Source organism: Vibrio sp. SS-MA-C1-2 (assembly GCF_021513135.1).
In the GTDB taxonomy this organism is placed as follows: Bacteria; Pseudomonadota; Gammaproteobacteria; order Enterobacterales; family Vibrionaceae.
The window spans coordinates 272,421-289,084 of the sequence record NZ_CP090981.1 but is presented as its reverse complement, the minus strand read 5'-3'; the positions used below and the strand labels follow the sequence as shown (position 1 = coordinate 289,084).

The 16,664-nt window shown below is 39.6% G+C and carries 13 protein-coding genes and 1 pseudogene; 7 read left to right on the top strand and 7 right to left on the bottom strand.

All coding sequences use genetic code 11. The features are described 5' to 3' along the window. Positions 1-67 precede the first annotated feature (67 nt). Positions 68-670: a glycerol-3-phosphate 1-O-acyltransferase PlsY gene (gene plsY, locus L0B53_RS05935; RefSeq protein ID WP_235061214.1), complete on the bottom strand. Its 603-nt coding sequence runs from the start codon at positions 668-670 to the stop codon at positions 68-70. A gap of 206 nt (positions 671-876) precedes the next feature. Between plsY and folB the strand changes: the two genes are divergently transcribed. The 3 genes from folB (at position 877) to L0B53_RS05920 (ending at position 2,585) form a co-directional block, all read left to right on the top strand. After that, positions 877-1,230: a dihydroneopterin aldolase gene (gene folB, locus L0B53_RS05930; RefSeq protein ID WP_235061213.1), complete on the top strand. Its 354-nt coding sequence runs from the start codon at positions 877-879 to the stop codon at positions 1,228-1,230. Next, positions 1,227-1,715: a 2-amino-4-hydroxy-6-hydroxymethyldihydropteridine diphosphokinase gene (gene folK / locus L0B53_RS05925; RefSeq protein WP_235061212.1), complete on the top strand. Its 489-nt coding sequence runs from the start codon at positions 1,227-1,229 to the stop codon at positions 1,713-1,715. The genes folB and folK overlap by 4 nt, the downstream gene beginning before the upstream one ends. A gap of 66 nt (positions 1,716-1,781) precedes the next feature. Continuing rightward, complete coding sequence (locus L0B53_RS05920) at positions 1,782-2,585, top strand: undecaprenyl-diphosphate phosphatase (protein WP_235061211.1); 804 nt, start codon at positions 1,782-1,784, stop codon at positions 2,583-2,585. Between the two features lie 214 nt (positions 2,586-2,799). Here the strand turns inward: L0B53_RS05920 and cca are convergent, their stop codons facing one another. Continuing rightward, on the bottom strand, positions 2,800-3,906 hold the full coding sequence (cca, locus tag L0B53_RS05915) for a multifunctional CCA tRNA nucleotidyl transferase/2'3'-cyclic phosphodiesterase/2'nucleotidase/phosphatase (RefSeq protein ID WP_235061210.1): 1,107 nt from the start codon (positions 3,904-3,906) through the stop codon (positions 2,800-2,802). Between the two features lie 89 nt (positions 3,907-3,995). Here cca and L0B53_RS05910 point away from each other — a divergent pair, with 89 nt between their 5' ends. After that, positions 3,996-5,711 carry an AAA family ATPase gene (locus tag L0B53_RS05910; protein WP_235061209.1) on the top strand — a complete coding sequence of 572 codons (1,716 nt, stop codon included), beginning with the start codon at positions 3,996-3,998 and terminating at the stop codon, positions 5,709-5,711. A 5-nt stretch (positions 5,712-5,716) separates the two neighbouring features. Continuing rightward, positions 5,717-6,556 (top strand): general secretion pathway protein GspB, encoded by an 840-nt coding sequence (locus tag L0B53_RS05905; RefSeq protein ID WP_235061208.1) that lies wholly within the window; start codon positions 5,717-5,719, stop codon positions 6,554-6,556. Positions 6,557-6,701: 145 nt separating this feature from the next. On the opposite strand, the gene L0B53_RS05900 is transcribed toward L0B53_RS05905, so the two are convergent. The 3 genes and pseudogenes from L0B53_RS05900 to L0B53_RS05890 all read right to left on the bottom strand — a co-directional run bounded on the left by L0B53_RS05900 (position 6,702) and on the right by L0B53_RS05890 (position 9,417). Next, positions 6,702-7,310, bottom strand: a complete 609-nt coding sequence (locus tag L0B53_RS05900; protein WP_235061207.1) for a TIGR04211 family SH3 domain-containing protein — start codon at positions 7,308-7,310, stop codon at positions 6,702-6,704. A gap of 125 nt (positions 7,311-7,435) precedes the next feature. Next, positions 7,436-8,704, bottom strand: coding sequence for an inorganic phosphate transporter (locus L0B53_RS05895; RefSeq protein ID WP_235061206.1), 1,269 nt, complete (start codon positions 8,702-8,704; stop codon positions 7,436-7,438). 33 nt (positions 8,705-8,737) lie between these two features. After that, positions 8,738-9,417 (bottom strand): annotated as a pseudogene (locus tag L0B53_RS05890) (TIGR00153 family protein). Positions 9,418-9,864: 447 nt separating this feature from the next. On the opposite strand from L0B53_RS05890, the gene L0B53_RS05885 reads away from it, so the two are divergent. Beyond that, the gene (locus tag L0B53_RS05885) at positions 9,865-11,382 is read left to right on the top strand and encodes an inorganic triphosphatase (RefSeq protein ID WP_235061205.1); all 1,518 of its coding nucleotides are present in this window, start codon (positions 9,865-9,867) and stop codon (positions 11,380-11,382) included. A 61-nt stretch (positions 11,383-11,443) separates the two neighbouring features. On the opposite strand, the gene L0B53_RS05880 is transcribed toward L0B53_RS05885, so the two are convergent. Continuing rightward, entirely contained in the window at positions 11,444-12,232 is a 789-nt protein-coding gene (locus tag L0B53_RS05880; RefSeq protein WP_235061204.1) for a potassium channel family protein, read from the bottom strand. 231 nt (positions 12,233-12,463) lie between these two features. Between L0B53_RS05880 and glnE the strand changes: the two genes are divergently transcribed. After that, complete coding sequence (gene glnE / locus L0B53_RS05875) at positions 12,464-15,352, top strand: bifunctional [glutamate--ammonia ligase]-adenylyl-L-tyrosine phosphorylase/[glutamate--ammonia-ligase] adenylyltransferase (RefSeq protein WP_409202831.1); 2,889 nt, start codon at positions 12,464-12,466, stop codon at positions 15,350-15,352. A gap of 68 nt (positions 15,353-15,420) precedes the next feature. On the opposite strand, the gene lpxL is transcribed toward glnE, so the two are convergent. Beyond that, positions 15,421-16,392 (bottom strand): LpxL/LpxP family Kdo(2)-lipid IV(A) lauroyl/palmitoleoyl acyltransferase, encoded by a 972-nt coding sequence (gene lpxL / locus L0B53_RS05870; protein ID WP_235061202.1) that lies wholly within the window; start codon positions 16,390-16,392, stop codon positions 15,421-15,423. Positions 16,393-16,664 lie beyond the last annotated feature (272 nt).

Genomic DNA, 16,664 nt, shown 5'->3' with positions numbered 1-16,664 from the left:
GTGATAGTAAGTAAATACTATCATCCTCTTTTTTATTATCATTATTGTCTTTTTTTGATGGTTTAAATTACTTCTTATCTGATTTTTTATGCAAGATTTTATCTTCTAAACCATCCCAAAGGCGACGAATATTATCTTGATGACGCCATAAAATAATGCAGGCTAACATCGCGACGGGCATGGTGTATTGAGGTTTGAAAAACCAAGTAAATAACGGTGCAAGAATTGCCGTGCCGATAGCGGCAAGAGATGAGAATCCACTTACTAAGGCAATCAATCCCCAACTCAACAACAGCAATCCTGATAGATCCCAACCGATTGGCGCTAACGAACCAAATGCCGTTGCCACACCTTTTCCACCACGAAAATGGAAGAAAATGGGATAAATATGTCCAAGTGTGGCAGCGATACCGATAATGCCGAGAATAAAAGGGTTCAAGTGAAGAAAATAGCCACCCCAAACAGGAATTAACCCTTTAAGTAGATCACAGACTAAAACGGAGGCGGCAGGCATTTTTCCACCTAAACGCAAGACATTGGTTGCACCTGGGTTTTTTGAACCATTATCTCTAGGGTCGGGCAATTTAAATAGGCGACAAATAAGTACTGCACTAGATATAGATCCCAATAGGTAAGCCGCGATTATCACGACGAGAGCCAGTGGTGTCATGGCATGTCCTGTTTAAAATAAAGAAGCTAAAATTATTTGTTCATTTGTTACAGCGTTTTAGTTTATATGCTCAATCATAATATACAATTATCCAATCTGAGAAATTTAATGTATATCTTAATGACTTTGAGTATATTAATGAGATTAATATACGCCCATTTAAATGAATAGGGTATCCGACCTGTAAACATTATGAGAAAGACAACATGGATAGAGTTTTTATTGAGGAATTAACGGCAATTTGTACTATTGGTGCTTATGACTGGGAACAGACCATTAAGCAAAAATTAGTGCTTGATATTGAGATGGCGCATGATAATCAGAAGCCGGGTTTGAGTGATAATGTTGAAGAAGCGCTAGATTATGCCAAAGTAAGTCAAGCCGTCACTCATCATCTAGAGAGTAAACCTATTTTGCTTGTTGAGCGTGTTGCAGAAGAAGTCGCCGATCTTATCCGCACTGAATTCTCGGTTCCTTGGGTGAAAATTAAAGTCAGTAAACCCGGCGCGGTTGTGAATGCAAAAGCTGTCGGTGTGGTGATTGAAAGAGGCCAAGAGTGAGCCAAGCATTTATTGCGATAGGTTCTAACTTCCAGCAAGAGTTCTACTTCTTAAGGGCTTTTTCAGCTCTAGAAGCATTAGGGGAGCAGCTTGTCTGCTCTTCTGTGTATGAGAGTATTGATCGTACACAAAAGAGTGCCAATTATTATAATGCGGTGATTGGTCTTAATACCACTCTTTCGATCTCAAAATTAAAACAAGAGTTAAAACAGATAGAAACTTTATGTGATCGTCAGCGTGATAACGATCATTGTAGTTTGGATCTTGATCTCCTGTTGTTTGATGATCTTGTCGATCCTCAGTTACCATTACCTCATCCTGATATTTTTAAATTTGCTTTTGTTTTAAAGCCACTTTCAGAACTGCAACCAGATCGGATTTTAAGTGCAAGAAATAACAATTTATCTGAAGAATGGCGCAATTTTCGCTTAGATAGTCGCACTTTTGAGTCATTAACTCTTGTTGATTTTTATTGGAAAAGGTAGATTAGCGGCGATTTCATTCTGTGGTAATGAAATCAATCATTATCTTACAAAATATAAGGATGTAACATGAGTTACTTTGAAGCTTTCTTTTTAGCTTTAATTCAAGGTTTGACTGAATTTCTTCCCATTTCTAGCTCCGCTCATTTAATTTTACCGTCAGAGGTTTTAGGCTGGGCAGATCAAGGGCTCTCTTTTGATGTTGCTGTTCATGTTGGAACCTTAGCCGCGGTTGTAATTTACTTCCGAAAAGAGGTTATCACCCTGTTATCTGCTTGGTTTGGATCCTTATTTAAAAAGCAACACAGTCGTGACTCTAAATTGGCGTGGATGATTATTATTGCCACCATTCCGGCCTGTTTATTAGGACTGTTTTTAAAAGATTTTATTGAACTTTATCTGCGTTCTGCTTATGTGATTGCAACAACAACCATTGTTTTTGGTGTATTACTTTGGCAAGTGGATAAGCATTCAACACAGGTAAATGATGAGTACCATGTGGGTTGGAAAGAGGCGTTATATATCGGGATAGCTCAAGCGATTGCATTGATTCCAGGTACTTCTCGCTCTGGTATTACGATTACTGCGGCTTTAAAAATGGGGTTAACTCGTGAAGCGGCTGCTCGTTTCTCTTTCTTGATGTCGATTCCAATTATTCTTGCGGCTGGCGGTTATTTAGGGTTAAAACTGGCCGTGAGTGATGTGGCGATTGAATGGAGTGGTTTAGCGTTAGGGATTGTGGTCTCTTTCTTATCGGCTTACGCCTGTATTCATCTCTTTTTGAAGTTTGTCACTAAAGTCGGCATGTACCCATTTGTGATTTATCGCTTAATTTTAGGTATTGGTCTATTTGCTTTTTTACTGACTCGTTAATCTGCTCTGCCTAGTCGATTCTAGTTAGGTAAAAAATCAAAAAAGGTCGGAGACTGAATGAGTTTTCGGCCTTTTTTATTATACTCTTTATACTTGAAGTCGCTAGGTTGTTGGCTACGCTCATTCGTCCCAATCATACAGTACACCTATACTCATGGAGCCTTATTCACTTGCCGCCGACTAGCAACGCCAATTACTTTGGATATAGTGCGGACTATTGATTCAGTTTTTTAGCGATGACGGCTATTCTCTGCTGTTGTAATTGCACTTTTATCTCTGGTCCACGGTATCCTGCCGCGATAATCGGCTGAACGGCAACTTGGTTTGCCTCATCAAGTAATTTGATTAATAATGACTCAGTGTTTGATTGCTTCGATGAGTTAATCGTTGCGATTAATTGACAACTTTTGGTAATCTCTTTCACCCTTTCTGGTTTTCGCCATCCATCAATTTGATTTAATAATTCGACAATAAGCTCCGCAGAAATATTTGGCAATTGATTAATCTGTTGATAATGGGCAGCCACAAGAAGCGCGAGATCTCGATATTCATTGGGAATTTTAACTCGTGAGCAAAGCGCTTTGATCTCAGACTCTGAACACTGATAGAGTTGAGTCGCTAGTACGATAGGAGATGACATCTTCTGTTTTGCCGCAAGTTGTGTCGTTTCTAGCTGTGCTGGCATTAATTTCAATTCAGGTAATACCACCGATAGCCCTTGAGTTTGCTCTAATAACCTAAGGAAAATATCGGGACGAGAATAGGTCAGTGATTTTTGCCACTCTTGCCAAACTCGCTCAGGGGTTAGGGCGGAAAGTTCTCCATTTTGAGACATCTCACTCATTAGTGTTAATGTTTCATCAGCCACGGTAAAGCCAAGATCGGCAAACCGAGCAGCAAATCGAGCAACTCGTAATACACGTAAAGGATCTTCAATAAATGCCGGAGAGACATGACGCAAAATTCGCTTTTCTAGATCAATTTGGCCATTAAGCGGGTCATGGATATTGCCTTTTTTATCTTCTGCGATGGCATTAATAGTGAGGTCTCGACGCAATAGATCTTCTTCTAATGTCACGTCAGGTGTGAAGTGACAGATAAACCCTGTATAGCCTGAGCCTGATTTTCGTTCTGTTCGTGCTAGTGCATGCTCTTCTTTAGTTTTAGGATGAAGAAAGACTGGAAAATCCTGACCCACTTGTTGATAGCCTAATGCCAGCATCTCTTCTGGGGTACTTCCAACAACCAACCAATCACGATCCTTGATGGGTAAATGAAGTAATTTATCGCGGACGGCGCCGCCAACAAGGTATATTTGCAAGGGAAATCACTCTAAATAAAGTAGGTTAACTTATCTCTACAGGGTACACTAATGTTCTGGTATTTCTCTAGGATAGTTAACCAAATTATATGTATAACCACTATTTTAATTTCGATGAAGCCCCTTTTTCAATCGTGCCAAGCGCTAAATTATTCTATTTAAGTGAGCGACATCAAGAGGCGTTAAATCATCTCACTCATGGATTGGCGCATAGTGGTGGTTTTGCCTTATTAACCGGAGAAGTGGGGACTGGAAAAACATCCGTCTCTCGTGCTCTTATCGCGCAATTTGATCAGAAGACCGAAGCGGCGCTCATTTTAAATCCAGCACTTTCTGTGATTGAAATATTACAAACAATTTGTGATGAGTATGGTCTTGAGGTTGAAAAAAATAGTGGCATTAAAACGTATAATGATGCGTTGTATCAGCACTTATTGAATAACCATCAAAAAGGGATCAAGAATATTTTGCTGGTAGATGAAGCTCAGCATTTAACGGCTGAAGCTTTAGAGCAGCTTAGACTCTTAACTAACTTTGAGACAGCAAGCCATAAGTTACTCAATGTGGTTCTTATTGGTCAGCCAGAGCTACAACAGTTATTACAACAGCCCAATTTACGTCAATTAGCCCAGAGGATCACCGTTCGCTATCACTTGATTCCATTGACTGAAAGTGAAGTCCGTCAGTATATCCAGTATCGATTAAGTCGAGTTGGTGGGGGGACGGATCTATTCAATCAGAGTGCCATTAAGCTCATTGCAAAATACACGGCGGGTGTGCCTCGTTTGATTAATCTTTGTTGTGATAAAGCGCTGATGCTTGCTTATCAACAAGGTGTAAAAGAGATTAATCGTGATTTTGCTGATAATGCCTGTCGTGATGTTTTGCAGTGGCAACAAGCGAGTGTGACGTCAGAGGTGATGGATAAAGTACAATATCGACCATTAAGCTTATCGGGTATCTTTGCTGCTTTACTATTGTCGGGAGTGGTCGCAGGGGGAAGTGGGTTACTCTTCTCTCAATCGGAGCGAACTTTGGACTTATTTAATGACAATAAAGGGGTAACGATAGATCAAACTGAGCATTTATCAACCGAAAAAATAGCGATGTTACCCTCTTCGAAACTACAGACGTCTGAATCTAAAGCTGAGCTTACAGCCAATCATCAACCACCCGAAAAAGATCGAGAGCCGGTGTTTAATGCTGCAATTAATCAAAATCGGTTTGTCCGTGATGGAATGAGAGATCTGTTTAGATTGTGGGGATTTGAACCGACACTTTCAGAGGCGACGTGTAATAACACCCAAAAAATTGGCTTAAGTTGTTATCAAACCGAATTAACATTTGAACAGCTAGCAAGATTAAATCGACCAATCATTGCGACGATTAATGATAATGATCAACAACCATTTTATGCGGTTGTTTACCAACTATCGAATCAAAGTGTAGAGTTGTTGTTGGCTGACCAACGATTTCAAATTGACTTAAACTGGTTCCAACAACATTGGACTGGTGAGGCTCAAGTATTTTGGCGATCGCCATTTGCACCGTTAAATTCTCTCCGTTATGGTCAACAAGGCGAAGGGGTACAGTGGCTTGATCAACATCTTATCGATCTCTTTGGTTTAGATGTAACCGCAAAGTCGCGCTTTAATCAACCGGTACTAGAAAGAGTAAAAGCTTTCCAGCGACTTTCACATCTTCCTGATGATGGAATTGCTGGGCCATTGACCCTAATGATGTTGGATTCTGCACTTGAATTGCCAGGACCAACATTAAACCCCATGATAATGGTTGAGGAGTAAGTAGGATGAGTCTGATTAATAAATTGAATATGAGTGAACGTCCTATTACTCAAGCTACGGCTTGGCAACAACAAACAGTAAAATATCGTCAACCGTGGGGTAAATATCTCCTGTTATTTATTTTATTACTTGTTTTAATGCTAGGGGGCGTTTTTCTACTCTTATCGTTTTCTCATCCTTTATCTTCACCTTTGTCGCCATCATCACGTTTAAAAAATCCAGAGGCGGTCGATTTAACTGCGATACAAACAGCTGAGAGAACAGGTCGTCATTTAGCGGGAGAAAATGTGGTATTGCCGATTGTTTTGGCTGTGAAGTCTTTTCCTAGCTTACAGACCGAACCCTTACCCATTCATGGTGGTGATTACCATCCTGAAGTTAAACATCCAGTTACAGAGCAAAATTCAGAGACAAAAAGAAGAGGTCAAGTTAGCTCTTCGGCTGATGAACCGTATATTTATCAAGATCAGCAATCAATCGAAAAGTCAGATCAGTTTAATTTAAACAACTTGGATTATTCAGAGCTTTCTCCAGAGTTGGCTGCACAAGTAAGAAAGGCAATGAGTAATAGTGATACGGATGTTGAGGAGGATCTGGTAGTGAAGCCGATATCTCAATTAAGTGAGGATACTAAAGCACAGCTTCCTAGCCTTAATCTACAAACTCATCTTTACGCTTCTGACGTTGACAATCGTTGGGTCAAAGTGAATGGGGTTGAACGACAGCAAGGGGATGTAATTGCATCAGGAGTCATCTTAGAGAGGATTGAACCACGGCAAGTGATTATTCGCTTTCAAGGCGAGTTAATTTCTATGGAAGCATTATCAGAGTGGCAGAGTTATTAAGGCAGATGCTATTTTACTTCTTGGGTACTTTAAATATCAGTCTCTTTGAACAAAACGCCCCAATATACTGTTAACTATTTAAAGTCACGTATATTGAGGCGCTTTTTAACTCGTAAGGAGGAGCTTAACTCGTTAACTTATTCGCTTACCAGCCGCCATTCTGTTTCTTTTTACGAGGGATAATGTGTGGTAGTAGTAATCCAAGAAGCAGACCAATACCCGCAACAATACCGCCGTAAGTAAACCAACGCATCAGCAGATCATCTTTTTGAGTGTCAAGGCGGGCTCGTAATTGACGCATCTCAACTTGAGCACTATTTAGTTGTTCATTGATAGAACGGTTAGTTTTTTCTAAATCATTAATTTGCTGTGTTTTTGATGCAACCATATCTTTCAAACCTTGCTGATCTGAAGTTGCAGTTGCTTGTGCATTATTTAATGCACTTTTAACCTGTGTTAGCTCTTTTTCAAGCTTAGGTAAGCGAATTTTTAAACTTGGGGTGACAGCGATAAAGTCAGACTTTACCCAGCCTGTACGGCCTTTGTTATCTGATACTTTGCTATAACCTGTTGCCTTATCCGCTTCTAGCATGTTGACCTTCTCACCAGAGTTAATACTGCCGATGATACGGTATTTATTACTTGGACCTGAATGCATATAAGTGAATAGGCTATCTGAGATATATCTTGTTTGTGCCTGTGCTGGCAAAACAACACTTATCGTTAATAGCAAAATAGTAAGTAGATACTTCACAACTTTATCCTTTGATAAAACGGTTGATGGAAATAGAGACTATCCTAAGGAGTTTTTCTCTGTTAAGCAACAAAGAGGGAGGCTAAGCCTCCCTCTTTGACAGTAATTTGACAACTTTTTACGGATTAAACACCAAAAGTAGCGCGCATACCATAGAAGAATATGATGGCTAACAATGCACCCGCAGGTAGCGTAATAATCCAAGATGCTACGATATTTCGAATAACACCTAGATTCAATGCGGCAATACCACGGGCAAAGCCAACACCTAATACTGCGCCAACAAGCGTTTGTGTTGTTGAGATAGGTAAGCCAGTACCTGATGCTAGAACAACTGTAGAGGCTGTCGCTAGCTGAGCAGCAAACCCACGACTTGGCGTTAATTCAGTAATACCTGTACCGACAGTTGCCATTACTTTATGACCCATTGTCGCAAGACCAACAACAATACCGATACCGCCGAGAGGTAAAATCCACCAAGCAATTGAACTTTTTGCAGCGATATCCCCCATATTTTCAATGGTAGAAACAACAGCAGAAAGTGGGCCAATCGCATTGGCTACGTCATTTGAGCCATGGGCAAACGCCATTGCACAAGCCGTCACAACCATTAATAAGCTAAAGACACGTTCAACACCGGCAAAACCATTGTTATCAACAGCAGAGTCATCTGCATATTTCTTGTTGATATAAATATAGCCAAAAATCATGATCATTAAAGATAAGGCTAAGGAAACAAAGAAGGTTTCTGTACCGTCAAGATTGATACCAACGTGCGTTAATCCTTTTTTGATTGTCACCAATGCAATCACCATCATGGTAATAAACATATAGATAGGTGCATAACGCTTGGCATTTTTGAGTGGATTTTCAGTATCAAATATTAGTCGTTGAGCACTAATAAATATCAGGTAAGCAAAGAGCCCTGAAATTGCAGGAGTGATTAACCAGCTACCAACAATACCTTGTACAGAGTGCCAATCAACAGCTTGAGGACCAACAGAGACACAAGCAAAGCCAATAATTGCACCAATAATAGAGTGAGTCGTTGATACTGGCCATCCCATATAAGAAGCAAGCAGTAACCAAGTACCCGCAGCAAGAAGTGCCGACATCATACCGTAAATAAGTATTTCAGGCGTTGCAGTGAAATAAGAGGTTTCAATTACCCCTTTACGAATTGTATCGGTTACTTCACCACCGGCAAGATACGCACCTGCAAACTCAAAGATCATGGCGATAATGATTGCTTGTTTTACAGTTAAAGCTTTAGAACCAACTGATGTACCCATCGCATTAGCAACATCATTTGCGCCAATACCGATTGCCATAAGGAAACCAAAAATACCTGCAACTATAATTAGAATAGTGCCGTAATTCGATATGATATCCATTATAATACCCTGTTTTATAAGACAATTTTTAGATTAAGATCGAGCTAACATCAACTCTAATCGAGAACCAACTCGAAGGGCTTGGTCTGCAATAGCACCCATGCTCTCCAATACTTTGTATAAAAAAATCACATCAACCGCATTGAGCTGATCTTCAATCATCATTAAATTTTGACAGAGATGACGAAGTAACTCATCGGTATCGTCCTCAATCACATCGACTTGATGAACAATCTTTTCAACTAATTCTACAGCGCGTCCAGAGAAGCCCATTTCTAGTAACTCGTCAAACTCATTAATTGCGAGTAAAGCTTGCTCTGAAGCATCAGTGCAGCGTTTTGCATAAGTCATAAAGTCATTAAATAATGGCTCAGGAATCTGTAATTCTCGACCTAATATTCGACCAGATATGTCTTTAGCAAGATTAGCAAGCTTATCTTGTTGACTTAAAAGGCTTAATATATCGGTTCGTTCAATAGGCATAAATAAACCTGTTGGCAGGTTTAATCTGATTTTGCGTTTTAACGCATCTGCATCATGCTCTAATTGAGTAATTTGTTCTCTTATTACAGCTGCTTCTTCCCATGAGCTATTTTTACAAGCTTGAAAAAAGGAATGAGCAATAGGCAGCACTGATTCACAGTGGCCATATGTTTTTGCAATGGTTTTATTGGTGACTTAGCAAAAAGTCCCATGATTGTATTTACAGGCATAGCTACCTACGTTGTTCTAGACAAAATACAGCAATGGTTGTAAGGACGCGCATACTAACGTATTCAATCAATCAAGGGAACAATTTTAGTGCAAACTATCTAATCGTTTTTGATGGTTCTTTGATCAGTATCGTCTTGTTGTTATTTTTTTATTACAGTGCCGTCAATAAGTATCAAGAATTATAGCTTATAGTTATATTTAGGTGCTGTTTTTGTTATTACCTTAACTGTATCAAATGTGTGGAAATTGAGGATTTATTCTTTTGAATCAAAAAAGATCGTAGATTTAAAAAAATAAAAAAAGTTTATTCTAATTCAAAGATTGATGATATCCAGTTAAATGTCCGTGCTACTCAGTTCAAATTTGTGGCAAAAAGAATCGACGAATACTTGCCGATATGGCGATGACATAATATGCTGGCGATATCACTAGTTATGGATACCATTATGGAAACCGAGATAGAACTTAAATTCTTCGTTTCACCTGATATTGCTGATAAGCTAATCGACAAAATTGCGGATGCTAAAATTTTAAAACAAAGCAGTCGCATGCTATCAAATACCTACTTTGATACAGATGATCACCAACTACGACGACATGATATTGGATTGCGTATTCGCCAGATTGACGAACGCTATATTCAGACTTTGAAAACGTCGGGTAGAGTGGTCGCTGGCTTACATCAACGACCAGAATATAATGATGATCTATCAAGTCATCAGTTAGATCTTTCACTAATCTCATCAGATGCATGGCCTCAATCCTTTGAGATTGAAAAGCTGCAAACGATGCTTTCTCCTCTCTTTACGACTAACTTTCAGCGTACTCAATGGTTGATTGAGATGGATGATGGAAGCACCATTGAGATGGCTTTTGATTTAGGTGAAGTTCGCAGTGGTGATAAGACCGATGATATCTCTGAAATTGAGCTTGAGTTGATCTCAGGACAAACTGATGCATTATTCTCTTTGGCTAATCAGATTTCTGAAAGTGGCGGTATGCGCTTAGGTAATTTGAGCAAAGCTGCCAGAGGTTACCGTTTAGCTTTTGCGACGAAACCTGAGGAAGTGAGTTTAATTCCCTTTGTGCCTCTTGATAACACGTTAAGTATCGAAGAGAGCTTTGTGAAAACCCTTGAGCATGCATTATCACATTGGCTTAAGCATGAGCAGATCTATTTTGAACAGCATGATCGTCAAGCGTTATATCAAATAGAGAACTCAATTAATTTTATTCTCCAAGCATATACCATTTTTGCTGATTTGATTCCTAACCGTTCTAGTTCGCTTATTCGTCAAGAATTACAGTGGTTGAAAGACGAGTTGTTCTGGTTGGATGAAGCATCACAGATTAACTTCTTGTTAGCAGAAAAAGGACAGCAATTAAAAAAACTGAACGGTCAGAAATTAATTGTTTCCAAACTTAAACAGCGACGTACTGCATTACCAACCGAAGAGCAAATTGCTTTGTTAATGACCTCAGGGCGTTACTGTGGCTTGATTTTAGATTTAAGCCGCTGGATTTTAACTCGTGATTGGCAACCGTTCATCGATAATAAAATTCGTCGTCAGCTTCAAACGTCAATTAAACCTTTCGCTGATAAGATGTTAGAGAAATCATGGTCACATCTGTTGAATGTTTTTTCTGATACAGAAACGATTGAGCGTGACGTCTATTTAGAGCAATGGAGCAAACTAGACCGTAATCTATTAACGGGGCTATTTTTTGCTAGGCTCTATCAAGATGATGAGCGCTCGCAATTCCGTCTACCATGGCTTGATGTGATGAAAGGAATGGATGATCTCACCTTTCTAGGATTACTTCATACCATCGCCAATGAACTCGATGATAAAGATGATTATCAGCAATTGATGAAATGGTTAAGTCGTAAAGAGGGGTATCTGCTTCATGCCCTTGATTTAAGCCGTTTAATTGGTATCGATCAGCAACCTTATTGGCATTAACCTTTCATTAATACACGTTTGTAGACTTAAGCCTGAATAATAATAGGATTATTCAGGCTTTTTATTGTCCATTATGACTCTGATTATTTTGATTATGCTCTTCTAATTTAGATAATAGACGATTTTGCCTTTCTACCATCTGTTGTTGCTGTTTTAGCATCTGCTGCTGCTGGCTAATCAGCTTTTTCAATGCTTCTTCTCGTTCATGATTGCTTTCTGATAGGTAGCTAGTGATTAAGCCTGAAACCATACCAAAAATACCTACACCGGCAATGATGATGATGACGGAAAAAATACGCCCTAGTGCACTTACCGGATAATAATCACCATAACCCACCGTTGATACCGTGACAAATGCCCACCACAATGCATCTCCTGCGGTTGTAATATTCGCACCATCGGTGTTGTGTTCAGCAAATAATACAAAACTAGATCCTAATGTAAGTAAGATCGTTAAGAGCAATAAAATACCGGCGAGAGTCGTCTCTCGTTTGAATTTGGCAAGATGAACCCAAATCCCTTTTGATGCTTTGATCAACTTGTAGATCCTTAAGATCTGAAAAACGCGAGCAAAACGGAATGCCTCTATGACAGGGATACTGGCGAGAAAATCAATCCAGTGGGTTTGCAAAAAATGCTTTTTATCGTCACTACGAATGAAATCAACAATTAATTGCAGCCAAAAGATGGCACAAATAATAGTATCGAAGAAAAGTAATAGGCGGTAAGAGGGGTTATCTCGTGGAATAAACAGTAACGAAATAACGATACCAATAGAAACGATCGAGAGAATAAAAACTAGAATGTTAAGAGGCCGCAGCCCTAGTTGTATAATGTTAACTTTTTTCATATCGGTATGGTTATATTAAGACTCAGTATTTGAGAAAGATAATCAGTAGTATATACCCTTCTTATTTGAAGTCGCTAGGTTGTTGGCTGTATTCGTTCGCCTACTCGCAACTCCAATGATTTTAGGTCTAGTAAATAATTGAGTTGATAACTTTTCTTTCTATTCCGAGCACTTAATAAACAGTTCGTGATAAGGTATGAGGATACTTTGTTGATTAAAGCAGGAGCTTAAATTATGTTATTTCCTTTGATTGTTAGTGCTACGGAAAAAGCGCTCAACCGTCTACCCTCTGAGTTGCAACAAACATTCACTGAGTCTATTCCTGAATTTGATCAACAGCTGAAACTCGCGTTAGGGATGAGTGATTTTATTGCTGATAGTTTAGTTCAAGATCCCGCTTTAGTTGAGTGGTTGAAACACCATTATGACGACACGACTCATCAAGACCATTACCGACAAATATTACGTGAACAATTAGCTCAGAGCCGTGATGAAAATGATCTTTTAAGACGATTACGTCGATTTAGACGTCAAGAGATGGTTTGGATTGGTTGGAAAGATATTCAACAAAATTGGAGTTTAGTTGAAAGTTTAAGTCATCTTTCAAAGCTCGCTGAAGCACTGATTATGGAAGCTTATCAATGGCTCTATCAACACTGTTGTCAACAATGGGGGACACCAAAAAACCAGCAAGGTGGACCATTACCTATGTTGATCCTTGGGATGGGAAAACTCGGTGGTGGTGAACTGAATTTCTCGTCTGATATCGATCTCATTTTTACTTATCCAGAAAATGGTGAAACTCAAGGATCTCGACGCTCCATTAGCCATGCTCAGTTTTTCACTCGATTGGGACAACGATTAATTAAAGCTTTAGATCAACAGACTTTTGATGGTTTCTGTTATCGTGTTGATATGCGACTGCGCCCTTTTGGTGAAAGTGGTCCCTTAGTGATGAGCTTTGCCGCATTAGAAGATTACTACCAAGAGCAAGGTCGCGAATGGGAACGTTATGCGATGATCAAAGCGCGAGTAATGGGCGATGAGACACAATATGCTTACCAAGAGTTACAAAGTATGTTGCGTCCTTTCGTCTTTCGCCGTTATATCGACTTTAGTGCCATTCAATCTCTACGTCGAATGAAATCGATGATCAGCAGTGAAGTGCGTCGTCGCAAACTTGATAATAATATTAAACTTGGCGCAGGCGGGATCCGAGAGATCGAGTTTATTGCTCAATCTTTCCAATTGATCCGTGGCGGTCGAGAACCTACCTTGAGAGGACGAAGCTTGCTTTCAACCCTTGATGCGGTCGAAAAGTTGCATTTGCTGGCGCCTTTACAGGTTGAGCAATTAAAAGCCGCTTACTGTTATTTGCGTCGCTTAGAGAATTTATTACAAGGGATTGATGACAAACAGAGTCAAACTTTACCGGATAATGAGCTTAACCAACAGCGTTTAGCTCAAGGAATGAATGAAACCGGTTGGAAAGGTCTTCGAGATAAGGTTCAGTATCATATGGATGCGGTTCACCAAGTTTTTGAAACGATTATCGGTAGCGAAGATGAGGACGATAACCATCATTACGATGTGATATATAATGAAATTTGGCAGCTAGCTGAGCAACCTGACCTACTCCAAAATGCCCTTTCTGAGCCACCATTATTGATAACCAGTCAACAAAGTGTCGAGCAATTGGCAACCTTGATCTTTGACTTTTACCTTGAATTAATTAAACGTACAGTCGGGCACCGTGGACGAGAAGTCCTTAATCGATTGATGCCGATGCTACTCTCTCAGGTTTTGCCACGAGAGGATCACTGCCAACTATTAAGCCAGCTAATTAAATTAGTGACGAATATTGCAACTCGAACCACGTATTTAGAGTTGTTAACTGAGCATCCTGCAGCACTTTCTCAGCTGGTGAAGCTGTGTTCTGCTAGTGAGATGATTGCCTCTCAGTTGACGAGATTTCCTGTTCTACTTGATGAGTTGCTTGATCCTAATCAGCTCTATAACCCTATCTCACCAACAGAGTATTCGCGATTATTAACCGAGTTTTTAACTCGAATACCTGAAGATGATATGGAACAGCAAATGGAAGGGGTTCGACAATTTAAGCAGATCCAATTATTGCGCATTGCGGCTGCGGATACCGTGGGCGCATTATCTTTGATGAAGGTAAGTGACCACTTAACCCTGTTAGCTGAAGCTATTATCAGTGCTGTGATTAATCAAGCTTGGTATCAAATGAAGTTTAAATATGGTGAGCCTAGTTACCTGCAATCATTAAGAGAGGGGGACGAAGGTAGTAATCGCGGCTTTGCAGTGATTGGCTATGGAAAAGTCGGGGGCTGGGAGCTTGGATATGGATCTGATTTAGATTTGGTCTTTCTTCATAATTGTCCTTCGCAAGATCAGACTGATGGTAAAAAGTCGATTGATAGCAAGCAGTTTTATCTTCGTCTCGCACAACGCATTATTCATCTTTTTTCTACTCGGACTAACAGCGGTATTTTATATGAAGTAGATATGAGGCTTCGTCCATCAGGTTCTTCTGGCCTATTAGTGAGTACGATGGATGCATTCTCTGAATATCAACAACAAGAAGCGTGGACATGGGAGCATCAAGCGCTGGTTCGAGCGAGGGTCGTTTATGGTAATCAACAATTAACTGAACAGTTTGCTGCGATTCGTCATCAAATATTATCTCGTCAAAGAGAGAATGGAGCGTTACAGCAACAAGTGATTGAGATGCGCGAAAAAATGCGAGGTCATCTAGATTCAAGCCATGAAGGTGAGTTTCACCTTAAACAGGGTGTAGGAGGGATTACCGATATCGAGTTTTTAACTCAATATCTTGTCTTGAATTATAGCCATCAATATCCTGACTTGACCCAATGGCAAGATAATATTCGTATTTTAGATGCAGTTGCTAAATGTAATCTATTAGATAAGGCGGATGTTAATCAATTACAAGAGAGTTATTGCTTATTACGAGATAAAATTCATCATCTTAATTTAAGAGGGGTGAAAGCGGTAGTTCAAGAGCCGGAGTTTGAACTGCAACGACAATCGATCTCTAAATTGTGGCTATCTTGGTTACAAAGTAAAAAGTAAAAAGTAATAAAATTAGTCCATAAAAAAAGAGCCAATCTTTCGCTGAAAACTGGCTCTTTTTTATACGGTTAAATACTCTTTTTCTTAGCTTTCTTCTTATCTTTTTTCTTTTTAGGATAAGAATGCTCTTCGCCTTCTGGACGGGTTTTAAAACGGCGGTGAAGCCACATATACTGCTCTGGGGCTCGTAGAATTGAACGTTCAATCGCTTGGTTAACTTGTGTCGCCGCTAATGTATCATCGTGACGAGGTAGCTTATCCAATGGTGGTTCAATTTCCATTGTGTAACCTTGACCATCTGGATTGCGTACAATGGTAAATGGCACTAGCGCACAGCGACTCGCGTTAGCTAACAAAGAGGTACCTGTTGTTGTACACGCTTTTTCTACGGCGAACAGTGGGGCAAAAGTACTGCGACGCGGACCATAGTCATGGTCTGGTGCATACCATAAGATATCCCCTTTACGTAATCCTCTGAGCATTCCTTTGACATCTTTACGGTCTAACATATATTTATTCGACCGCACACGACCAGAGAATTGAATCCAGTCATATAACGGGTTTTTATTTGCTCGATAAACGCCTACACCTGGATTTTTGATGCCAAATGCACGGGCACCAAACTCAAGATTTAAGGAATGAATGGCGATCAATAAGACGCCTTTTCCTTCATCTTGTAGAGCTTTTATGTGCTCTAAACCTTTGTAGGTCACATTGTTTTCAACGCGCCAGTCAGGCCAGAACCAAGCCATTGCCGTTTCAAATAGACCAAGACCTAAACTGCTAAAGTTATCTTTTACCATTTTCTCTTTTTCTTGTTCTGCCATTTCTGGAAAACAGAGTTCAAGATTAGTTCTGGCAATTGCGACTCGGCGAGGCATTAGTTTCATCATGACTTTGCCAAGTTGACGGCCTAAGTGATATTGAAAGCGATAAGGTAGTAGGCTAACCAGAAACATAAAACCAGCACCTAACCAGATGGGTAGATACTTGGGATGGAAGAAACTATAGGAGAATTTAGGGGGTTCTATCTGACTCATATTAATAATTAATAAAAAAATAATAACCAGATTGTATCGTAAACCTTTTCATATCCCAATAGGTATTGTTACGAGGTTGATGATAATTTGTTTTTTAATTTTGGTGTTGATTATAGGGTGTTCCTGGAAGGTAAAAGAAAAGATTATTAATTAAATCAATAATTTTTATCGATATCTCCTTTTTTATTGACGTTACTTTAAGTTGCTAGGTTGTTGGCTACGTTGACTTGCTCCAATCATATATACCCTTCATCCTTGAAGTTGCTAGGTTG